Source organism: Humibacter ginsenosidimutans (assembly GCF_007859675.1).
Classification (GTDB): Bacteria; Actinomycetota; Actinomycetes; order Actinomycetales; family Microbacteriaceae; genus Humibacter; species Humibacter ginsenosidimutans.
Genome location: NZ_CP042305.1, coordinates 173,532 through 194,380 on the forward strand (window position 1 = coordinate 173,532; position 20,849 = coordinate 194,380).

15 protein-coding genes, 3 rRNA genes and 1 pseudogene are annotated in these 20,849 nt (G+C 65.4%); 12 read left to right on the top strand and 7 right to left on the bottom strand.

Translation table 11 applies throughout. The annotated features are described in order from the left end of the window. Window positions 1–10: 10 nt before the first annotated feature. Together argH and FPZ11_RS00855 are read left to right on the top strand one after the other, a co-directional pair. Window positions 11–1,459 carry an argininosuccinate lyase gene (gene argH, locus FPZ11_RS00850; protein ID WP_146317573.1) on the top strand — a complete coding sequence of 483 codons (1,449 nt, stop codon included), beginning with the start codon at window positions 11–13 and terminating at the stop codon, window positions 1,457–1,459. 26 nt (window positions 1,460–1,485) lie between these two features. Beyond that, on the top strand, window positions 1,486–2,124 hold the full coding sequence (locus FPZ11_RS00855; RefSeq protein WP_146317575.1) for a DNA-3-methyladenine glycosylase: 639 nt from the start codon (window positions 1,486–1,488) through the stop codon (window positions 2,122–2,124). Between the two features lie 114 nt (window positions 2,125–2,238). Here the strand turns inward: FPZ11_RS00855 and FPZ11_RS00860 are convergent, their stop codons facing one another. Together FPZ11_RS00860 and FPZ11_RS00865 are read right to left on the bottom strand one after the other, a co-directional pair. Further along, window positions 2,239–2,835 carry a hypothetical protein gene (locus tag FPZ11_RS00860; protein ID WP_146317577.1) on the bottom strand — a complete coding sequence of 199 codons (597 nt, stop codon included), beginning with the start codon at window positions 2,833–2,835 and terminating at the stop codon, window positions 2,239–2,241. Next, window positions 2,832–3,455 carry a DNA-binding protein gene (locus FPZ11_RS00865; RefSeq protein WP_146317579.1) on the bottom strand — a complete coding sequence of 208 codons (624 nt, stop codon included), beginning with the start codon at window positions 3,453–3,455 and terminating at the stop codon, window positions 2,832–2,834. The genes FPZ11_RS00860 and FPZ11_RS00865 overlap by 4 nt, the downstream gene beginning before the upstream one ends. A gap of 127 nt (window positions 3,456–3,582) precedes the next feature. On the opposite strand from FPZ11_RS00865, the gene tyrS reads away from it, so the two are divergent. The 4 genes from tyrS (at window position 3,583) to rrf (ending at window position 10,792) form a co-directional block, all read left to right on the top strand. Beyond that, window positions 3,583–4,881, top strand: coding sequence for a tyrosine--tRNA ligase (gene tyrS / locus FPZ11_RS00870; RefSeq protein WP_146317581.1), 1,299 nt, complete (start codon window positions 3,583–3,585; stop codon window positions 4,879–4,881). 571 nt (window positions 4,882–5,452) lie between these two features. Further along, a 16S ribosomal RNA gene (locus FPZ11_RS00875) occupies window positions 5,453–6,984 on the top strand. Between the two features lie 438 nt (window positions 6,985–7,422). Further along, window positions 7,423–10,537 (top strand): 23S ribosomal RNA (locus FPZ11_RS00880). A gap of 138 nt (window positions 10,538–10,675) precedes the next feature. After that, window positions 10,676–10,792 (top strand): 5S ribosomal RNA (gene rrf / locus FPZ11_RS00885). Together the 16S, 23S and 5S rRNA genes form the textbook arrangement of a ribosomal RNA operon. A gap of 118 nt (window positions 10,793–10,910) precedes the next feature. On the opposite strand, the gene FPZ11_RS00890 is transcribed toward rrf, so the two are convergent. Further along, window positions 10,911–11,420, bottom strand: a complete 510-nt coding sequence (locus FPZ11_RS00890) for a hypothetical protein (protein ID WP_146317583.1) — start codon at window positions 11,418–11,420, stop codon at window positions 10,911–10,913. A 519-nt stretch (window positions 11,421–11,939) separates the two neighbouring features. On the opposite strand from FPZ11_RS00890, the gene FPZ11_RS00895 reads away from it, so the two are divergent. The 6 genes and pseudogenes from FPZ11_RS00895 to recN all read left to right on the top strand — a co-directional run bounded on the left by FPZ11_RS00895 (window position 11,940) and on the right by recN (window position 17,489). Further along, window positions 11,940–12,761, top strand: a complete 822-nt coding sequence (locus tag FPZ11_RS00895) for a hypothetical protein (protein ID WP_146317585.1) — start codon at window positions 11,940–11,942, stop codon at window positions 12,759–12,761. Continuing rightward, complete coding sequence (locus FPZ11_RS00900; RefSeq protein ID WP_146317587.1) at window positions 12,751–13,785, top strand: HAD-IIA family hydrolase; 1,035 nt, start codon at window positions 12,751–12,753, stop codon at window positions 13,783–13,785. The genes FPZ11_RS00895 and FPZ11_RS00900 overlap by 11 nt, the downstream gene beginning before the upstream one ends. 108 nt (window positions 13,786–13,893) lie before the next feature. Beyond that, window positions 13,894–14,061 (top strand): hypothetical protein, encoded by a 168-nt coding sequence (locus FPZ11_RS19135; RefSeq protein ID WP_168203698.1) that lies wholly within the window; start codon window positions 13,894–13,896, stop codon window positions 14,059–14,061. Continuing rightward, window positions 14,054–14,851: a TlyA family RNA methyltransferase gene (locus tag FPZ11_RS00905; RefSeq protein WP_146317589.1), complete on the top strand. Its 798-nt coding sequence runs from the start codon at window positions 14,054–14,056 to the stop codon at window positions 14,849–14,851. Before FPZ11_RS19135 ends, FPZ11_RS00905 begins: the two co-directional genes overlap by 8 nt. Beyond that, a pseudogene (locus FPZ11_RS00910) lies at window positions 14,815–15,775 on the top strand (NAD kinase). The gene FPZ11_RS00905 and the pseudogene FPZ11_RS00910 overlap by 37 nt, the downstream one beginning before the upstream one ends. Next, window positions 15,768–17,489 carry a DNA repair protein RecN gene (recN, locus tag FPZ11_RS00915; RefSeq protein WP_146317591.1) on the top strand — a complete coding sequence of 574 codons (1,722 nt, stop codon included), beginning with the start codon at window positions 15,768–15,770 and terminating at the stop codon, window positions 17,487–17,489. The pseudogene FPZ11_RS00910 and the gene recN overlap by 8 nt, the downstream one beginning before the upstream one ends. Window positions 17,490–17,513: 24 nt before the next feature. Here the strand turns inward: recN and FPZ11_RS00920 are convergent, their stop codons facing one another. The 4 genes from FPZ11_RS00920 to FPZ11_RS00935 form a co-directional block, all read right to left on the bottom strand. Beyond that, the gene (locus FPZ11_RS00920) at window positions 17,514–19,274 is read right to left on the bottom strand and encodes an ABC1 kinase family protein (RefSeq protein ID WP_146317593.1); all 1,761 of its coding nucleotides are present in this window, start codon (window positions 19,272–19,274) and stop codon (window positions 17,514–17,516) included. A gap of 4 nt (window positions 19,275–19,278) precedes the next feature. Continuing rightward, entirely contained in the window at window positions 19,279–19,848 is a 570-nt protein-coding gene (locus FPZ11_RS00925; protein WP_146322599.1) for a PadR family transcriptional regulator, read from the bottom strand. Window positions 19,849–19,959: 111 nt separating this feature from the next. Continuing rightward, window positions 19,960–20,421, bottom strand: a complete 462-nt coding sequence (locus FPZ11_RS00930) for an SRPBCC family protein (RefSeq protein ID WP_146317595.1) — start codon at window positions 20,419–20,421, stop codon at window positions 19,960–19,962. Further along, entirely contained in the window at window positions 20,418–20,729 is a 312-nt protein-coding gene (locus FPZ11_RS00935) for an ArsR/SmtB family transcription factor (protein WP_246846438.1), read from the bottom strand. Before FPZ11_RS00935 ends, FPZ11_RS00930 begins: the two co-directional genes overlap by 4 nt. Window positions 20,730–20,849: the final 120 nt, after the last annotated feature.

Sequence of the window (20,849 nt, forward strand, 5' to 3'; positions counted from 1 at the left end):
GGAGCCATCGATGACTGAAGAACAGCAGGCGAACAGGGCCGGGGAGGCCGGCGCGCTCTGGGGCGGACGATTCGCGGGCGGTCCGTCCCCCGAGCTCACCGAGTTGAGCCGCTCGACGCAGTTCGACTGGCGGCTGGCCCCGTACGACATCGCCGGCTCGAAGGCGCATGCCGCAGCGCTCGCCGCGGCCGGCTACCTGAGCGCGAGTGAGCTCATCGACATGACGGCGGCGCTCGACGCGCTGTTGGCCGATGTGACGAGCGGCGCCTTCGGGCCGCAGGCATCCGATGAAGACGTGCACTCCGCTCTGGAGCGAGGCCTCGTCGAGCGTGCGGGCGACCTCGGCGGCAAGCTGCGCGCGGGTCGAAGCCGCAACGACCAGATCGCCACGCTCGTGCGGCTGTTCCTGCGCGACCACTCCGAGCGAATCGCCCGGCTCGTGCTCGACCTGATCGACGCCCTCGCGGCGCAGGCGGAGGCGCACCCGAACGCGATCATGCCCGGGCGCACGCACCTTCAGCACGCCCAGCCCGTGTTGCTCGCGCACCACCTCCTCGCGCACTGCTGGCCGCTGGTGCGCGACCTCGAGCGCATCCGCGACTGGCGAGCGCGGTCGGATGCCTCCCCCTACGGCTCCGGCGCCCTCGCCGGCAACACCCTCGGCCTCGACGCCGGCCTCGTCGCCGACCGACTGGGATTCTCCGTCGTGGTCGAGAACTCGATCGACGGCACGGCCGCCCGCGATCTCGTCGCCGAGTTCGCGTACATCACGGCGCAACTCGGCATCGACGTATCCCGGTTCGCCGAGGAGATCATCCTCTGGAACACGCGCGAGTTCGGCTTCGTCACGCTCAGCGACTCGTATTCGACCGGGTCGTCGATCATGCCGCAGAAGAAGAACCCCGACATCGCCGAGCTGGCCCGCGGCAAGGCCGGCCGCCTGATCGGCAATCTCTCCGGGCTGCTGGCCACGCTCAAGGGCCTCCCGCTCGCGTACAACCGCGACATCCAAGAAGACAAGGAGCCGGTGTTCGACTCGGTCGACACGCTCGAGGTGCTTCTCCCGGCGTTCACCGGCATGGTCGCGACCCTTCGATTCCACACCGAGCGCATGCGCGAGCTCGCACCTCAGGGCTATTCGTTGGCGACGGACGTGGCCGAGTGGCTCGTCAAGCAGCACGTGCCGTTCCGCGACGCACACGAGATCACGGGCAAGCTCGTCGCCCACGCCGAGGCGAACGGCCTGGAGCTCGACGAGGTCGACGATGCGGCGCTCGTCGCGATCTCGCCGCATCTGACTCCCGAGGTGCGCTCGGTGCTCACCATCGAGGGCTCCGTGGGGTCGCGCAGCGGCATCGGCGGAACGGCGCCCGAGCGCGTCGCCGATCAGCGTGCCCACCTCACCGAGCGGGTCCGTGTGCTCGCGGACGCGCTGTTCCCTGCGGGCGACGTGCGATGACGCACGCGGGCTGGCTGTCGTAGCGGATGCCGTCGCTCGACCGTTCCTTCTTCGACCGGCCTCCGATCGAGGTTGCGCCGCAGTTGCTCGGTGCCAGGCTGACCCACATCACCGATGAGGGGCCGGTGACGCTGCGCATCACCGAGGTCGAGGCGTATCTGGGAGACGGAACCGATCCTGGATCGCACGCGTTCCGCGGCAAGACCGCGCGCAACGCCGTGATGTTCGGTCCGCCCGGCCACGTGTACACCTATTTCACCTACGGCATGCACACGTGTGCCAACCTGGTCTGCCTGCCGGAGGGGCAGGCATCCGGTCTGCTGCTGCGCGGAGCGGAGGTGGTCGACGGCATCGAGCTCGCGCGCGAGCGGCGGGGGAGCAGCGTGAAAGACCGCGACCTTGCGCGGGGACCCGCCCGGCTCACGATCGCGGCCGGCATCCGGCTCGACGAGGGCGGTTCCGATGTGTTCGCGCCGCCGTTCGTGTTCGAGGCGCCGGCCGAACCGGTCACCGCGTTCGCCACCGGCCCGCGCACGGGTCTCAGCGGCCCCGGCGGCGACGGGATGCTCTATCCCTGGCGCTTCTGGATCCCCGGCGACCCGACGGTGTCGCCCTACAAGCGGCATCCGAGGGCGCACTCCGCGACAGCTGCTCCCGGGGCGTGAGCCACACGCGAAGCGCATCCTGTCGCGTGCGCTGAGGAGCGCGCGAAGCGCGCACCCCGTCCCGTGGGTTGAGAAGCACGCGAAGCGCGCGTCTCGAAACCTGCCCGCTGCCGCTCAGACCCCGAGCGCGAACCGGAACAGCGCCCCGCACGCCGCCGCCCACACGAGGCTCACCAGTGAGCCGATGATGAAGCGTTCGCGCGCCTCCGCGACGTCGAGCTCGCTGAACCGTCCCACGCTCTTGAGGGCGACGAGCACGGCGAGCGCCTCGGGAAAGCCGGCCATGATGCTGCCCGTGGTGGCCAGCCGTTCGAAGACTCCGATCGCGGTGCCGCCTCGCAGCACCTCGCCGGGCTCTGCGGCCCCGCCGGGTACCGAGGCACGGTCGACCACGATCCCGCCGTGGGTGCCCTCGCGCACCGTTCCCTTCGAGGCGAGCGCCAGCACGAACAGTGTGGCCGGCCCGCCGCCGAGCACGCTCAACGCGAGCACCGCGAGGCCGAGCAGCACGCTGACGGCGGGAACCGGCTTGTCGTGCGGGATCACCACAGCGACGATGCCCGCCACGATGGTGGCGCCGGCGGCGATCACGAGCCAGCGTCGCGGCACGCGCAGCGTGACGGCTGCTGCCGCAACGCCGAGCCCGACGATCACGAGCACGAGCCCCCAGTACATCGCCGTCAGTGCCGAGTACAGCAGGGGAGTGCTCATGCGGGGGCTCCTTCGACCGAGCGGGTGTCCAAGTCGTTCATCAGCCTAGCGATGGCCGGTGTCGACGACGCCTCTGGATGGATGCCGGCAGCCCGCGCCCGCGAGCTCACGGCCGGCTCGCTGATGCCGAGCCGTTCCGCTGCCTCGCGCTGCGTGATCCCGGTCAGCAGCAGGTCGTACAGTTCCCATCCGGCAGCGCTGCGGCGCCCGCGCACGGTGAGCAGCAGGTCCGTGAGCGCTTCGAGATCCGACGCCGGTTCCCGTTCCGACTCGGCGCCCGACCGGATGGCGAATCGCAGCTGACGCTTTTTGGCCGATTGCACGGCATCCCTGGCGGCGAAGAAGGCCGGTCCGGTGGCCGCGCGTGCGCTGTCGGGCAACGGCTCCCGCACCGCACCGCAGCCGACGCCGATGCTCCAGTCGTTCGTGCGGTCGAGCGCGAGCACGATGTCCAGCGCGGTGCGGGCGTCGTCGGTGACCAGCTGCACCTCGTCGCCGGCATTGCGATCCACGGGCAGTACGAGCGCCGAGCCGAACCGCGTCTGAAGGGATGCCTGCGTCTCGGCCACGACATCGGCGCGGTTCCTGCTGTCCACCTGGTCTGCGGTGATCACGAACATCTCGACCTCCGATTCGCCCGACCCGATTGTCCGTGCATGTAAGGCCACAAGCTTAACCAGTATCAAGATAAGTCTCAAGCCTTCATTACCGCGATCCAAAGCCTCCACGCCTTGCTACTGTTGTGGCGTGCCAGCCGACGTCCTCGCCACACAGAGCAACGACCCCACGTTCCACGACATCTGGGATGAGCTTCTCTGGCGCGGTCACGTGCACGTCTCGACCGATGCGGATGCCCTGCGTGCGGCACTCGCCGCCGGCCCTATCACCTACTACTGCGGCTTCGATCCGACGGCACCGAGCCTTCATCTCGGCAACCTCGTGCAGCTGATCGTGATGCGCCGACTGCAGCTCGCCGGCCATCGCCCGCTCGGGTTGGTCGGGGGCTCGACGGGACTCATCGGAGACCCCAAGCCGTCGGCCGAGCGCACGCTCAACACGAAGGAGACCGTCGCGACCTGGGTCGGCTACCTGCAGGGTCAGGTGTCCCGGTTCCTCAGCGACGACGGCGACAACGCGGTGCGCCTGGTCAACAACCTCGATTGGACGGCCCCGCTGTCCGCCATCGACTTCCTCCGCGACGTGGGCAAGCACTACCGCGTCGGCACCATGCTCAAGAAGGATGCCGTCTCCGCACGCCTCAACTCCGAGGCGGGCATCAGCTACACCGAGTTCAGCTACCAGATCCTGCAGGGGTACGACTTCCTCGAGCTGTACCGCCAGTACGACTGCGTGCTGCAGACAGGGGGCAGCGACCAGTGGGGCAACCTGACGAGCGGAACCGATCTCATCCATCGCGTCACGGGAGCGAGCGTGCATGCGATCGGCACGCCGCTGGTGACCAACAGCGACGGCACCAAGTTCGGCAAGAGCGAGGGCAACGCCGTCTGGCTCGACCCGGCTCTGACGAGTCCTTACGCGTTCTACCAGTTCTGGCTCAACGCACTCGACAGTGACGTGATCGATCGGCTGAAGGTCTTCACCTTCCTCCCGCGTGCCGAGATCGATCGACTCGAGCAGGCGGTGGCCGACGAGCCCTACAAGCGCGAAGCCCAGCGCACCCTGGCGAGGGAGGTCACCACTCTCGTGCATGGACGCGAGGCGACGGATGCCGTCATCGCGGCAGCAGAGGCGCTCTTCGGCAACGGAGATCTTGCCACGGCGGATGCCCGCACTCTCGAGGCGGCGCTTCGCGAGCTCCCGAACACCACGACCGCGCCGGACGCCCCGATCGCCCAGCTTCTGGTCGACACGGAGCTCACGTCGAGCCTTTCCGATGCGCGACGAGCCATCGCCCAGGGCGGGGTGTACGTGAACAACGAGAAGATCGAGGACGCCGCGGCGACCATCGAGGGCCGGGCACTCCCGAGCGGCGTCGCGGTGCTCCGCAGGGGCAAGAAGACTCTCGCCGGCGTCTTCGTCGAGTGACGCGCCACTGGGTGGATGCCTGCGACACGCCCGACTCGTCGCCACGATTTGCGCCGTCCGGCCCCCGTCCGTAAAGTACTTACTTGTCACCCCAAAGGTGCGGAAAGCTTGAAAAGCTTCCGGCCTCAAGCGGGACCGATCCTCGGCCGAAGAGCTACTCCCTTGCGGGAGAGAACCACTGGCCCTAGGATGGAAAAATCCACTCGATGATCAGAGTCCAGTTCCCTGGATTCGAGCCGATCAGTCGCGCGGATCTCGAGCTTCTGCTCGAGACGCCGACTTGACAAGCTGGATCGGAGTGGTAAGGTAGTGAAGTTGCCTCGGTGTGACGGTCGCGAGACTCGATGCCGAAGGTGTCCGATCCTTGAGAACTCAACAGCGTGCACTATGTCATATGCCAATTAACCTCGGCATCAACGTTTTTGTTGGTGTTTGAGATTCCTTTGGATTAGATATTTTCGGATTGTCAGTTTGAGATTCGATTCTAGTCAGATCAGCTCGTCCAAGTTTTTTTTGCTTGGTGGGTGATATTTCCATGGTTCTGGTTTTTCCGGGGCTGTGGGTTTGTTCATTTATGGAGAGTTTGATCCTGGCTCAGGACGAACGCTGGCGGCGTGCTTAACACATGCAAGTCGAACGGTGAACCTTGGAGCTTGCTCTGGGGGGATCAGTGGCGAACGGGTGAGTAACACGTGAGTAATCTGCCCCGGACTCTGGGATAAGCGCTGGAAACGGCGTCTAATACTGGATATGACCCATACAGGCATCTGTTGTGGGTGGAAAGATTTTTTTGGTTTGGGATGAGCTCGCGGCCTATCAGCTTGTTGGTGAGGTAATGGCTTACCAAGGCGACGACGGGTAGCCGGCCTGAGAGGGTGACCGGCCACACTGGGACTGAGACACGGCCCAGACTCCTACGGGAGGCAGCAGTGGGGAATATTGCACAATGGGCGCAAGCCTGATGCAGCAACGCCGCGTGAGGGATGACGGCCTTCGGGTTGTAAACCTCTTTTGGTAGGGAAGAAGCTTTTCGGAGTGACGGTACCTGCAGAAAAAGCACCGGCTAACTACGTGCCAGCAGCCGCGGTAATACGTAGGGTGCGAGCGTTGTCCGGAATTATTGGGCGTAAAGAGCTCGTAGGCGGTCTGTCGCGTCTGCTGTGAAATCCCGAGGCTCAACTTCGGGCTTGCAGTGGGTACGGGCAGGCTAGAGTGCGGTAGGGGAGAATGGAACTCCTGGTGTAGCGGTGGAATGCGCAGATATCAGGAAGAACACCGATGGCGAAGGCAGTTCTCTGGGCCGTAACTGACGCTGAGGAGCGAAAGCGTGGGGAGCGAACAGGATTAGATACCCTGGTAGTCCACGCCGTAAACGTTGGGCGCTAGATGTGGGGACCATTCCACGGTTTCCGTGTCGCAGCTAACGCATTAAGCGCCCCGCCTGGGGAGTACGGCCGCAAGGCTAAAACTCAAAGGAATTGACGGGGGCCCGCACAAGCGGCGGAGCATGCGGATTAATTCGATGCAACGCGAAGAACCTTACCAAGGCTTGACATATACGAGAACGCTGCAGAAATGTGGAACTCTTTGGACACTCGTATACAGGTGGTGCATGGTTGTCGTCAGCTCGTGTCGTGAGATGTTGGGTTAAGTCCCGCAACGAGCGCAACCCTCGTTCTATGTTGCCAGCACGTGATGGTGGGAACTCATAGGAGACTGCCGGGGTCAACTCGGAGGAAGGTGGGGATGACGTCAAATCATCATGCCCCTTATGTCTTGGGCTTCACGCATGCTACAATGGCCGGTACAAAGGGCTGCGATACCGTAAGGTGGAGCGAATCCCAAAAAGCCGGTCTCAGTTCGGATTGAGGTCTGCAACTCGACCTCATGAAGTCGGAGTCGCTAGTAATCGCAGATCAGCAACGCTGCGGTGAATACGTTCCCGGGCCTTGTACACACCGCCCGTCAAGTCATGAAAGTCGGTAACACCCGAAGCCGGTGGCCCAACCTTTTTGGAGGGAGCCGTCGAAGGTGGGATCGGTGATTAGGACTAAGTCGTAACAAGGTAGCCGTACCGGAAGGTGCGGCTGGATCACCTCCTTTCTAAGGAGCACTGGCACCTTTTGGTGTCCAGGCGCCAGATCCGAGACGAATGTTCTCGGCTGGTTGCTCATGGGTGGAACATTGACATGGGTCGTGGGCGGATGCTCACGGATCTCAGTACGGTCTCTTCGGAGGCAAGGAACGGGTCCGGGGTGGAAGTTTGCGACATGCACGCTGTTGGGTCCTGAGGGACCGGGCCGGCCTTTCGGGGTCGTACCTGAACCTCTGGGCCCCTTTTCTTGTCTGACCGTGGTGTTGGGCTGGTGGGGGGGTTCCGACCGTATTTTGAGAACTACACAGTGGACGCGAGCATCTTAGATTGATCCCTTTATAGGGGTCGATCACAAAGATCTTGTTCAATACTTTTTGTATTGACTTACAGATCATTGGTCTATCTCCACCGGCTTTGCTGGTGGCGATCGATTCTGACTCATGTGATTTCAAGTTTCTAAGAGCGAACGGTGGATGCCTTGGCATCTGGAGCCGAAGAAGGACGTAGCAATCTGCGATAAGCCTCGGGGAGTTGATAAGCGAACTTTGATCCGAGGGTCTCCGAATGGGGAAACCCCGCCAGGCCCTTTGGGTGACCTGGTGACTCCCGCCTGAATATATAGGGCGGGTAGAGGGAACGTGGGGAAGTGAAACATCTCAGTACCCACAGGAAGAGAAAACAACAGTGATTCCGTTAGTAGTGGCGAGCGAACGCGGATGAGGCTAAACCGATCATGTGTGATAGCCGGCGGGCGTTGCATGGTCGGGGTTGTGGGACTCTCACGAACTTCCGCTGGAGTTCACGTCGATGCGCATGGTGTAGGTGAACGGCTTTGAAAGGTCGACCGTAGAGGGTGCCAGTCCCGTAACCGAAATGCTGTGCCAGGGCGGAGAGGATCCCAAGTAGCACGGGGCCCGAGAAATCCCGTGTGAATCTGTCAGGACCACCTGATAAGCCTAAATACTCCCAGATGACCGATAGCGGACAAGTACCGTGAGGGAAAGGTGAAAAGTACCCCGGGAGGGGAGTGAAATAGTACCTGAAACCGTTTGCTTACAAACCGTTGGAGCCTCCTTGTTGGGGTGACAGCGTGCCTTTTGAAGAATGAGCCTGCGAGTTAGCGATATGTGGCGAGGTTAACCCGTGTGGGGTAGCCGTAGCGAAAGCGAGTCTGAATAGGGCGATTTCAGTCGCATGTCCTAGACCCGAAGCGAAGTGATCTACCCATGGCCAGGTTGAAGCGACGGTAAGACGTCGTGGAGGACCGAACCCACTTCAGTTGAAAATGGAGGGGATGAGCTGTGGGTAGGGGTGAAAGGCCAATCAAACTTCGTGATAGCTGGTTCTCTCCGAAATGCATTTAGGTGCAGCGTTGCGTGTTTCTTGCCGGAGGTAGAGCTACTGGATGGCCGATGGGCCCTACAAGGTTACTGACGTCAGCCAAACTCCGAATGCCGGTAAGTGAGAGCGCAGCAGTGAGACGGTGGGGGATAAGCTTCATCGTCGAGAGGGAAACAACCCAGACCACCAACTAAGGTCCCTAAGCGCGTGCTAAGTGGGAAAGGATGTGGAGTTGCACAGACAACCAGGAGGTTGGCTTAGAAGCAGCCACCCTTGAAAGAGTGCGTAATAGCTCACTGGTCAAGTGATTCCGCGCCGACAATGTAACGGGGCTCAAGCACGCCACCGAAGTTGTGGCATTGACATTAGTGGTAGGCCTTCGTGGTCCAGCCGTGTTGATGGGTAGGAGAGCGTCGTGTGGGCAGTGAAGCGGCGGTGTGAACCAGCCGTGGAGCCTACACGAGTGAGAATGCAGGCATGAGTAGCGAAAGACGGGTGAGAAACCCGTCCTCCGAAAGACCAAGGGTTCCAGGGCCAGGCTAATCCGCCCTGGGTAAGTCGGGACCTAAGGCGAGGCCGACAGGCGTAGTCGATGGACAACGGGTTGATATTCCCGTACCGGCGAAGAACCGCCCCAGTCAATCCAGTAATGCTAAGAGTCCGAAACCCTTTCCGGATCCCTTCGGGGTGATGGTCGGGGAGGTAGCACTCGACCCTATGCTGGTGCGGCTAGCGTATTAACAGGTGTGACGCAGGAAGGTAGCCGATGCCGGGCGATGGTTGTCCCGGTGCAAGTGCGTAGGCCGAACGATAGGCAAATCCGTCGTTCATCAAGGCTGAGACACGATGCGGACCCGTTTGGGGAAGTTGGTGATCCTATGCTGCCGAGAAAAGCATCGACGCGAGGTTCCAGCCGCCCGTACCCTAAACCGACTCAGGTGGTCAGGTAGAGAATACCAAGGAGATCGAGAGAATCGTGGTTAAGGAACTCGGCAAAATGCCCCCGTAACTTCGGGAGAAGGGGGGCCTGAGGCGTATTAGGACTTGCTCCGAAAGCGTTTGAAGGCCGCAGAGACCAGTGGGAAGCGACTGTTTACTAAAAACACAGGTCCGTGCCAAGTCGCAAGACGATGTATACGGACTGACGCCTGCCCGGTGCTGGAAGGTTAAGAGGAAGGGTTAGCCGCAAGGCGAAGCTCAGAATTTAAGCCCCAGTAAACGGCGGTGGTAACTATAACCATCCTAAGGTAGCGAAATTCCTTGTCGGGTAAGTTCCGACCTGCACGAATGGCGTAACGACTTCCCAGCTGTCTCAACCGCGAACTCGGCGAAATTGCAGTACGAGTAAAGATGCTCGTTACGCGCAGCAGGACGGAAAGACCCCGTGACCTTTACTACAGCTTGGTATTGGTGTTCGGTGTGGCTTGTGTAGGATAGGTGGGAGACTATGAAGCGGGCACGCTAGTGTTCGTGGAGTCATTGTTGAAATACCACTCTGGTCACTCTGGATGTCTAACTTAGAACCGTAATCCGGTTCAGGGACAGTGCCTGGTGGGTAGTTTAACTGGGGCGGTTGCCTCCTAAAGAGTAACGGAGGCGCCCAAAGGTTCCCTCAACCTGGTTGGCAATCAGGTGGCGAGTGTAAGTGCACAAGGGAGCTTGACTGTGAGACTGACAGGTCGAGCAGGGACGAAAGTCGGGACTAGTGATCCGGCAGTGGCTTGTGGAAGCGCTGTCGCTCAACGGATAAAAGGTACCTCGGGGATAACAGGCTGATCTTGCCCAAGAGTCCATATCGACGGCATGGTTTGGCACCTCGATGTCGGCTCGTCGCATCCTGGGGCTGGAGTAGGTCCCAAGGGTTGGGCTGTTCGCCCATTAAAGCGGTACGCGAGCTGGGTTTAGAACGTCGTGAGACAGTTCGGTCCCTATCCGCTGCGCGCGTAGGAAGTTTGAGAGGATCTGACCCTAGTACGAGAGGACCGGGTTGGACGAACCTCTGGTGTGCCAGTTGTTCCGCCAGGAGCACCGCTGGTTAGCTACGTTCGGGATGGATAACCGCTGAAAGCATCTAAGCGGGAAGCCGGCCTCAAGATGAGACTTCCATACCTTCGGGTGAGAGGCTCCCAGCCAGACGACTGGGTTGATAGGCCGGATGTGGAAGCAGGGACGAAAGACCTGTGCAGCTGACCGGTACTAATAAGCCAACAACTTGACAACACAATCTTTTCCGTCACGAATCGTGACAGAACTCGCGTCCACTATGTGGTTCCCGATCTACGGTCGGAAACCAACCCCCCAACCACACCCGCAACGGGTCGTGACAGTCAGGGGTTGCACACCACAGATCAACAGAGTTTCGGCGGCCATAGCGTCAGGGAAACGCCCGGACACATTCCGAACCCGGAAGCTAAGACTGACAGCGCCGATGGTACTGCAGGGGGGACCCTGTGGGAGAGTAGGACACCGCCGAACACACCATTAGACGAAATGGCCACCCGCATGGGTGGCCATTTCGCATTTAACATCACAGAGAGCCGTTGCTCGAAGACTCGAGCCAGCTGCACGGCGGTCGGGAAGGACCACGCACATGTCAGACGAGGAGCGCGACTCCGCGCGCGGTGGCGGCGAACGCCGTTCCGGGCACGATCGGAACGGTCACAGGCCGGCGCGCGATGGTGCGGGCAGGCATCCCGAGCACGGTGGTGGGCGTGATGGCTCTTCTCGTGGTGGTGACAGATCTCGAGGTGGCTCGTCGGAGGGTGGCCCCGGCCGTGACGGGGCATCCGGTGGCGGGAAGCGTTGGTCGGGCGGCTCTCGTGGCGAGGGGACTCGGTCCGGCAATGGCGCGCGCCGATACGACGGTCCGCGCCGCGACGGTGGCCAGCAGAGCGGTGCCCGCACTGGTTCGTACGGCGGGGGTAGCTCCTTCGGCGGTGATCGTCGGAACGACGGCGGGCGCGGGAACGGCGATGGACGCCAGGATCGGAATGCGCGCCCATCGCGTGACGGGTGGCAGCCGCGTGACGGTCGCTCGGGTAGAGATCCGCGCCAGCGAGGTGACGAGCGTCAGTCGCGTGATGATCGCGGCGGGCGGCCGCACGGCTCGGGCCGCAGCCCGAACTCTTGGCAAGGTGGACGCGACGGCGGCCCTCGGCATGACGGGGCTCGACGGAACGGCGACCGGCCGTATCGTTCGGGCGGGGACCGACCGTATCGCTCTGATGGGGAACGTCCGTACCGTTCGGGCGGAGACCGACCGTACCGCTCAGACGGTGAGCGCTCGAGCGGGCGTCATGATGATCGCGCGCGCGGTGGGTATCGCTCCAGGAATCAGAGTCGGGACGGGCAGCGCGGGAACACATCCGGTTGGAACGACCGGCCGCAGCGCTCGCGCGACGGCGGTGGCGACAGGCCTCGTGACCGTGATCAGAACCGCGAACGCGGGAGCTTCCGTTCGGGTGACCGTGATGGTCGGCCGGGGGAGCAGCGTCGTGATGGTCGCAACACCGGTTGGAGCGGCGATCGCCGGGGGGATGCGCGCGGGGGCGATCGGGCGCGTTCTGGGCGTCCGGAGCGGGACGACCGACGCGGATACCAGCAGGATGAGCAGGACCGCCGGATGCCAGGCGCGCCGCGGAGCGTTCGGCCGCGTCACAACGACCCGGAGCTGCCGGAGTGGATCACGCCGAAGGACCTCGAGCGTGCTGCACGCATCGAACTGAAGACGCTCACCATGGAGAACGCCGACGAGGTGGCGCGTCACCTGGCCATGGTTCCCCGGTTGATCGAGTCCGATCCGGAGCTGGCGCACCGCCACGCGGCTGCGGCGGTCAGGCGTGCCGGTCGGATCGCGATCGTGCGGGAGACCTACGCGATCACGGCATACGAGACCGGCGATTTCGCACTGGCGCTTCGTGAGTTGCGCACGTATCGGCGCATCTCGGGCAAGGACGACCAGTTGCCCCTCATGGTCGACAGCGAACGTGGTGTCGGCCGGCCCGACAGGGCGCTGGAGGTCGGCCGTTCGGTTGATCGCTCGCAGCTTTCCGCCGATGTGCAGGTCGCCCTCGCGATCGCGATGTCGGGTGCTCGGCTCGATCTCGGGCAGACGGAGGCCGCGTTGGCGGAGCTCGAGATCCCGCAGCTCGACAAGACGCGTGCGTTCTCGTACAGCCCGGCTCTCTTCGACGCGTACGCGACGGTGCTCGAAGACCTCGGACGCGATGCGGAAGGAGTGTCGTGGCGCACGCTCGCCGAGACGGCACGTGAGGCACTGGGCTTCAACGACGAAGAAGATCTGATCGAGGTGGACGTCGAGGAACTCGAATTCGACGCCGACGCTGATGTCGATGTCGATGTCGTGGACAATGAGCCCGCCGAGGACACCTCGTCGGTGGAGACGGAAGACGAGTCAGTGGACGACGCCGGCGATGCCCGCTGAGGGGCGCAAGGGCGGACTGTTCCGCAAGAACGCCGGCGGCACGCCGCTGGCCGGCATCGATGTGGTGCTCGCCGACCTCGACGGGGTGCTCTACGCGGGCCCCGATGCGATTCCGTACGCCGTCGAGTCGTTGACGGCGGCGCAGCGCGCGGGCATCCGGGTCGGATGCCTCACGAACAACGCCGCGCGCACCGATCGAGCCGTGGCCGACCACCTCTCGCAGCTCGGGTTCGAGGTGCGGCCCGACGATGTGGTCACCTCCCCACAGGCGGCGATGCGACTGCTCGTCGAACTGATCGAACCCGGCTCGACGGTGATGGTCGTCGGCGGGGACGGACTGGTCGCCGAGGTGGACAAAGCCGGGTTCGAGGTGACGCGCTCTGCGCACGACAAGCCGGTGGCCGTCGTGCAGGGGTTCGCGCCCGAGGTGGGGTGGCTGCAGCTGGCCGAGGCATCCTTCGCCCTCGCCGACGAGGCGGTGCACTGGGTGGCGACGAACACCGACTGGACGATCCCGCAGGCACGCGGGGTGGCGCCGGGCAACGGCACCCTGGTCTCCGCGGTGCACACGGCGGTCGGACGACTGCCCGTCGTCGCCGGCAAGCCCGAGCGGCCGATGTACGACCTCGCGGTCGAACGATTCGGTGCGGCGTCGCCGCTGGCGATCGGCGATCGGCTCGACACGGACATCCTCGGTGCGAACAGAGCCGGCATCCCCTCCGTTCTGGTGCTGACCGGCATCGACAAGGCGAAGCAGGTGCTCGCGGCAGGTGAAGAGGAGCGTCCGCGCTACCTGCTCGCCGACCTGCGCGAACTCGACGAGCCGTACCCGGAGCCGAAGATCTCCCGCTCGGGCGATGCCGTGCGCGTGCGCGAGGCATCGGTGCGGCTCGAGGGCAGCGCGGTGCGCATCGTCGATCGCGGCTCCAGCGAGATCGATCTGCTGCGTGCGGCGAGCACGCTCATCTGGAACAGCGGGCGACCGATCTATGCGCTCGAGGTGCCGGAAGAGCTTTACGCCTGACAGGGTGCGCGACCGATGACACAGGTCGCTCGCGAGCTCGGCGGCCGGAACGAGAGTCGTGCGCGAGTGGGTGCGGGCGGTGTCGGCGAGGCGGGGTAGCGTTGAAGGATGCCGGAGCATCCCGATACCGACCAGAACGCCGACGACGCGTTGCTGTCGCGGCTGCGACTGATCGAGGAGCGTCCTCTCGAGGAGCGCGCCGACGCCTACTCGCGCATCCACACCGAGTTGGTCGACGCGCTCGAGGGCCAGGACTCCGACCGGCAGGATGTCTGAGTCCCGTCTCGACGCGGCGGTGACCGCCCGCGGACTCGCGCGTTCTCGCACGCACGCGGCGAGGCTCATCGCCGAGGGTCGCGTGAGCGTGGATGGCCGGCCGGCGGTGAAGGCATCCACCAAGGTAGCGGATGAGAGTGCGATCACCGTCGCCGAGGCAGACCACTACGTGAGCCGCGCTGCGCACAAGCTGATCGCGGCGCTCGACGGGTTCGGCATCGACCCTGCGGGCGTGACGGCGTTGGATGTCGGCGCGTCCACCGGCGGGTTCACGCAGGTGCTCCTCGAGCGTGGAGCGCGGCACGTCGTCGCGCTCGACGTGGGGCACGGACAGCTGAATCCGACGATCGCGACGGACCAGCGGGTCACCGTCGCCGAGGGCGTGAACGTGCGGTATCTCGACGCCGCCGAGTTGGGCGTGCTCACCGGAGAACGCGCCGTCGACCTCGTGGTCGGCGACCTCTCGTTCATCTCGCTCACCCTCGTGCTGCCGCCGCTCGTCGGGGCCGTCGGACGCGATGCCGAGTTCGTCGTGCTCGTCAAGCCGCAATTCGAGGTGGGGCGCACGGGCATCAAGGAAGGCATCGTGCGCAACAGCGCGTTGCGGGAGGATGCCGTCACCTCCGTGATGTGGGCCGCGTGGGATCTCGGGCTGCCGACCGCCGGCATCCTTGCGTCCCCCATTGTCGGAAGTCACGGCAATCGCGAGTACCTGTTGTGGCTCAGCGCGCGCGAGGGCCGGCATCCGACAGAATGGTTGGACGAGATCGGCGCGATGGTGGGAGAGTGAGGCGCGTGGGCGAAACCGGGCGATACTTCCTCGTGGTTTCGCACACGGGTCGAGGAGACTCGCTGCTGGCCGGCATCCAGGTGTGTCGTCAGCTCCTTGCCGCAGGGGTCGTGCCCGTTCTCGGCACGGACGAGCGCGATGAGCTCATCGAGGCCGCCGGCGATCTCGCCGACCTGCCGGTGCTCGGCAGAGACGTCATGGCGGAGGAGCTCGAGCTCGTCATCGTGCTCGGCGGCGACGGCACCATCCTGCGGTCCGCCGAGACGGTGCGCGGCTGCGACGTTCCCCCTGCTCGGAGTGAACATGGGGCACGTGGGATTCCTCGCCGAGAGCGAGCGGGATGACCTCGAGCTCGCCGTCACCAGAGCCCTCGCCAAGGACTACACGGTAGAGGAGCGGATGACGCTCGCCGTGCGCGTGAAGGCCGGCACCGAGGTCGTCTACGAGAGCTGGGCGCTCAACGAGGCGAGCATCGAGAAGGCGAGCCGGGAGCGCATGATCGAGGTCGTCATCGAGGTGGACGGGCGGCCGCTCTCGAGCTTCGGATGCGACGGCGTCGTCATGTCGACGCCGACCGGGTCCACCGCCTACTCGTTCTCCGCAGGCGGCCCCGTCGTGTGGCCGACGCTCGACGCGCTGCTGCTCGTTCCGCTCAGCGCCCACGCCCTCTTCGCCAGACCGCTCGTCGTCGCAGCGGACTCCGTGCTCGCCGTGGAGCTGCTGCGCCGCACCGACACTCCTGCCGTGCTCTGGTGCGACGGGCGGCGCGCCTTCGATCTGCCGCAGGGAGCGCGCGTGATGGTGTGGCGTTCCGACACCTCGGTCAAGCTCGCGCGGCTGCACACCGCTCCGTTCACCGACCGGCTGGTGCGCAAGTTCGACCTGCCGGTCACCGGATGGCGGGGGCCCAACGCGCGTGATTGAGGAGATTTCGATCAGGGACCTCGGCGTGATCGAGTCGGCGACGCTGCCGCTCGGTGCGGGCTTCACCGCGCTCACGGGCGAGACCGGTGCTGGCAAGACCATGGTCGTCACGGCGCTCGGGCTGCTGCTCGGGCAGCGCGCCGACAGCGCCGTGGTGCGCTCGGGTGCCGGTCAGCTGTGGGTGGAGGGCCGTTGGCAGGTCCCGGTCGACGGCGAGGTCGCCGAGCGGGTGCGGGATGCCGGGGGAGACCTCGACGACGCGGGCGAGGCATCCATCGGGGAGCTGGTGCTGAGCAGGTCGGTGGCGGCAGAGGGCCGGAGCAGGGCCGTCGTCGGCGGCCGCGGCGCGCCGGTGAGCGTGCTCGCCGAGCTCGCGGAACAGCTCGTGGTGGTGCACGGGCAGTCCGACCAGATCAGACTTCGCTCGGCGACGGCGCAGCGCGAGGCGCTCGATCGATTCGGCGGGGCCGGACTCGACTCGGTGCTCGCCGCATACCAGTCCGCCTACCGGCGGTGGAACGCGAACAGCGCCGAGCTTGCGGAGCTCATCGATGATCGCGACCGCCGCGCGCGCGAGGCTGACGACCTCAGGGTCGCACTCAGCGAGATCGAGGCCGTCGCACCCGAACCGGGCGAAGACGAGACACTCGCCGAACAGGCCGAGCGGCTGACGAATCTCGAGACGCTGCGCCTCGGAGCCGCCGTGGCCAGGGAGGCGCTGTCGACGGAAGACGCCGAAGGGCCCGACGTGCGCGGCCTGCTGGAGACGGCGCGTCGCGAGCTCGAAAGGGCGGGGGCGCACGATCCCGCCCTGCAGGAGCTCGCCGAGCAGGTCGCGGGTCTCGGGTTCCAGGTGGACGACGCTGCTGCTCAACTCTCGACCTATCTCGCTGCGCTCGACGCGGACGGCGCGCACGATCTCGAGGTGATCCAGGAGCGTCGAGCCGAGCTCTCCGCTCTGGTGCGCAAGTACGGGCCCACGCTCGACGAGGTCATGGAGCAGGCGGCGAGCGGCGGCAAGCGACTCGCCGAGCTGGAAGGCGACGAGGAGCGCATCGAGCAGCTGACGTCGACGGTGCGAGACGATCTCGCGGAGGTCGAGAGGTGCGGGGCATCCCTTTCCCAATTGCGCTCGACCGCGGCCGCCTCGCTCGCCGAGCAGGTGACAGCGGAGCTCGGGGCTCTGGCGATGGCCGACGCCGAGATCGTGGTCGACGTGCAGCAGCGCGACGAGTTCACGCTCACGGGGCGTGATGCGGTCTCGATCCTGTTGCGTCCGCACAACGGTGCGGAGCCGCGGCCGCTCGGCAAGGGCGCGTCCGGCGGCGAGCTGTCGCGAGTGATGTTGGCGATCGAGGTGGTGCTCGCCGGCAACGATCCGGTGCCCACGTTCGTGTTCGACGAGATCGACGCGGGCGTCGGCGGCGCCGCAGCGATCGAGATCGGTCGTCGACTCGCCCGACTGGCGCGGTCGGCGCAGGTGATCGTCGTGACGCACCTGGCCCAGGTGGCGGCCTTCGCGACGAATCATCTCACCGTCGTGAAGGCCGGCGACGGGTCGGTGACGGCGTCCAGCGTGCGACAGCTGACCGGCGACGAGCGCGTGGCGGAGATGGCGAGGCTGCTCTCCGGACTGCCCGACTCGGAAAGCGGGCTCGCGCATGCGCGCGAACTCATCGAGCTGGCCGAGGAGAAGGCCGCAGCTTCGCGCTGACCGGGAGCGCCCTGGGTGTGCGCGTCAGCGCGAGCCGCCGCCTGCACCGCCGAAGACCGCGTACGCGAGCGGTACGACAGACACGCACATCAGCACGATGCCGAGCGGGGCGACCTGCGGCAGGAGAAGAACGCCGCCGACGAGGAATCCGGCGAAGATCACCGCCCCGACCGCACGGCGAACGAGACGCTCCAGCCGGCTGAGACGCCGATCGATCGCCGGGGTGGCGACGGTGATGGACCCCTCGTTGAACCGTGTGATGAGCGCGTCGATGCGGCCGGGAAGCCGCAGTGTGACACCGGCGATCGAGGCGACCTCCTTCACGGCGGCCACGACGGCGTTGCCGCTCTCGTCGCGCAGCAGCCTCGAGGCGTAAGGCTCGATGGCATCCCACACGTTGAACTCGGGATCGAGCGCGCTGCACACGCCGGAGGTGAGCGACATGGAGCGGATGACGAGCAGGAAGTTCTCCGGCAGCTGCAGGGGGAGTGAGCGCACCACGGCACCGAACTCCTTGCCGAAATCGCGGAACTCGCGTTGATCGACCTTGCGCAGTTGGGCGAAGCCCATGCCGCCGAAGCGGTCGAAGAGCTGGGTCATGGCATGTTCGAGTTCGGCGGTGTCGGTGGTCGGCAGCAGGATCCCCACATCCTGGATGCTCGCAACGAGCCCGCGTCCGTCGCGCCGGGCGACAGCGATCAGCAGTCGCCGCAGGCCATCCCGCAGCTCGTCGGTGACCTCGCCCATCATGCCGAAGTCGAGGAACGTGAGCCGCCAGGCCGTGCTGTTTGAGGCACTCGACCCGGCAGACTCCGCCCAGGAGGCATCCGGCCGCGAGAAGGGGACCGGCGTGACGAAGATGTTGCCGGGATGCGGATCGGCATGGAAGTAGCCGTGGCCGAAGAGCTGCTCGAACATCACCTCGGCGAAGACCGAGGCGACCTCGGCCGGGTCGATGCCCGCCGCGCGCAGGCCGTCGACGTCGTTGATCTTGATGGCGGTGACGTCGGAGAGCGTGAGCACTCGTCGCGATGTGCGCTCCCACACGACCTCAGGAACGGCCACGCGGGGATCGTCGGCGAACATCGCGCCGAACCGTTCGGCGCCGAGCGCCTCGTGCAGATAGTCGATCTCCTCGAGGCTCGTTCTCGCGAACTCGGCGACCAGGGCGTGCGTGTCCACGTGGCTCGACACGATGCGCAGACGACTGAGCCAGCCGGAGACCCTGCGCAGCGCCGCGAGATCGACGTCGACGATCGCCTGGATGCCCGGCCGTTGCACCTTCACCACCACCTCGGCGAATCCGCTCGCTGCGGCATCCACAGCGACGAGAGTCGCTCGATGCGCCTGGCCGAGGGACGCCGCGGCGACCGGTGCCTCGTCGAACGTGGCGAACGCCTGCGCGAGCGGAACGCCCAGCTCGGCCTCTGCGAGCCGCCGGATCGCGTCGAACGGCGCGGGCGGCACCTCATCCTGGAGCCCGGCGAGCTCTTTGGTGATCTCGGGAGGAAGCACGTCGAGCCTCGAAGAGAGAAACTGTCCGACCTTGATCATCAGCCCGCCGAGCTCCACGGCGAGCACGTGGAAGCGCTGGGCGAGGCGGGTGAGCCTGGCGGCCCGTCCGCGCTCGGAGAGTCGCGCGAGGCCGATGCGCGGCAGCACGAGTTCGAACCACCAGGTCTGCACCAGATAGCGCAGGGCGAATCGGAGGATGCGCCGATAACGGGCGCGCGTCTCCGGGGCGTCGGGCGCCTCCCGCGCCCGCGTCTCGGATGCCGGCGGCATCCGGTCAGTCCTGCGCGAGGATCGTGTAGAGCTTGCGCCGGGCCTCGTCGAGCACGGTCACCGCCTGCTGCACCTGCTCGTCGCTGCCGGTGCGGCGCACCTGCGCGGCGGCCTGTGCCAGCGCCATGCCCGCCTTGGGCAAGGCGCCCAGGCCGGGCCCGTCTCCCGTGCCGGAGGCCTCCCACGGAGCCGGGCGGTCGGCCGCGGCATCGGCCTCCGCTCGCCCTTCATCCGTCAGTGAGTAGGTCTTGCGGCCGTCCGCGGCCTCCGCGCCGATGAGGCCCTCGTCGGCCAACAGCTGAAGGGTCGGATACACCGACCCCGGGCTCGGCTTCCACGCGCCTCCGCTGCGCTGCTCGATCTCCGCGATGATCTGGTAGCCGTGCATCGGCTGCTCGGCGAGCAGAGCGAGCACGGCGGCACGCACGTCTCCGCGCGCCATGCGCGGCGCGACCCGCTGCTCGAATGCCGAGCGCAACTGATCGATGACCTCGGCGAGGTGCTGTCCGGATGCCGCGCCCCCTCCGCCGAAGCCGCGGGCGCCGAATGCTCCGCCTTGATACGAATCGTTCATGACGACCTCCCATCGTTGTGTCGTCACGTTCGCGACGCTCCGACAGGAGCGGTGAATGCGCGGATGGCGACATATCACGATATATCGTCGAGTACGGTTTGTCGCTGAGAACTATCCGGCGGAGGCGAGAGCGGTGCCCAGGGCATCCAGCTGCTGTCCGATGCCCTGTTTGCGATACTCCGGCTTGTCTTCACCGTCGAGGAAGACGCCGTGCTCCGTGAGCACGAGTCGCGTGCCGTCGCCGGTGCGCAGGAACTCCACGCTGGTGAGCGAGGCCGAGATGCGGGTCTCGCCGCGCAGCATGAAGTTGGTGTAGACGATGCGCGAGTTCGGAACGATGTCGACGTACTGAGCGTCGTAGGTGTAGATGTCGTCGGAGCCGGCGGGGCCACCGCGGGACACCTCGTGGCCGCCGACGCTGAAGTCCAGCACGTAGTCGCCCTCGGAGGATCCGCCGGTGAACCACTCGCGCTTCTGCGCGGGGTCGGCCCAGGCCTCGAACACCCTCTCGGGGCTCGCGGGATAGTCGCGCTCGAGGCGCATGGTGTCGTGGGTGGTGAATCGCTCGGTCATCGTCTGTTCTCCTTGTCGTCGTGTTCGTGACCCTCGCGCCCGCCATGGTCGTCGTCGCGTGCGAGGTGCTCGCCCAATCGGTCGAGGCGGTCGTTCCACTCGGTGCGCCGCTGCAGGAACCACGACTCGGCCCGCGTGAACAGTGCGCGGTCGAGGCTGCAGGTGCGCACCCGCCCGGTCTTGCGACTGTGCACGAGACCGCTGGCCTCCAGCACACGCACGTGCTGGAGCACCGCGGGCAGCGACATCGTCAGCGGCTCGGCCAGCTCGCTCACCGACAGATCGCCTGCCGAGAGACGTTCGACCATCGACCGGCGCGTGGAATCGGCGAGAGCGTGGAACACTCCGTCCAATTGGTTAAGCATGTGGTTAACTAATCATGCGACACGGGGGATGTCAACGCCGAACGGCGTGCGGAGGGAGCCCGG

Bases quoted from the DNA above. Each gene is read 5' to 3' on its own strand.
- argH (WP_146317573.1), top strand. From the start codon at position 11: ATGACTGAAGAACAGCAGGCGAACAGGGCCGGGGAGGCCGGCGCGCTC.
- FPZ11_RS00855 (WP_146317575.1), top strand. From the start codon at position 1,486: ATGCCGTCGCTCGACCGTTCCTTCTTCGACCGGCCTCCGATCGAGGTT.
- FPZ11_RS00860 (WP_146317577.1), bottom strand. From the start codon at position 2,835: ATGAGCACTCCCCTGCTGTACTCGGCACTGACGGCGATGTACTGGGGG.
- FPZ11_RS00865 (WP_146317579.1), bottom strand. From the start codon at position 3,455: ATGTTCGTGATCACCGCAGACCAGGTGGACAGCAGGAACCGCGCCGAT.
- FPZ11_RS00895 (WP_146317585.1), top strand. From the start codon at position 11,940: ATGCCAGGCGCGCCGCGGAGCGTTCGGCCGCGTCACAACGACCCGGAG.
- FPZ11_RS00900 (WP_146317587.1), top strand. From the start codon at position 12,751: ATGCCCGCTGAGGGGCGCAAGGGCGGACTGTTCCGCAAGAACGCCGGC.
- FPZ11_RS19135 (WP_168203698.1), top strand. From the start codon at position 13,894: ATGCCGGAGCATCCCGATACCGACCAGAACGCCGACGACGCGTTGCTG.
- FPZ11_RS00905 (WP_146317589.1), top strand. From the start codon at position 14,054: ATGTCTGAGTCCCGTCTCGACGCGGCGGTGACCGCCCGCGGACTCGCG.
- FPZ11_RS00920 (WP_146317593.1), bottom strand. From the start codon at position 19,274: ATGCCGCCGGCATCCGAGACGCGGGCGCGGGAGGCGCCCGACGCCCCG.
- FPZ11_RS00925 (WP_146322599.1), bottom strand. From the start codon at position 19,848: ATGAACGATTCGTATCAAGGCGGAGCATTCGGCGCCCGCGGCTTCGGC.
- FPZ11_RS00930 (WP_146317595.1), bottom strand. From the start codon at position 20,421: ATGACCGAGCGATTCACCACCCACGACACCATGCGCCTCGAGCGCGAC.
- FPZ11_RS00935 (WP_246846438.1), bottom strand. From the start codon at position 20,729: ATGGTCGAACGTCTCTCGGCAGGCGATCTGTCGGTGAGCGAGCTGGCC.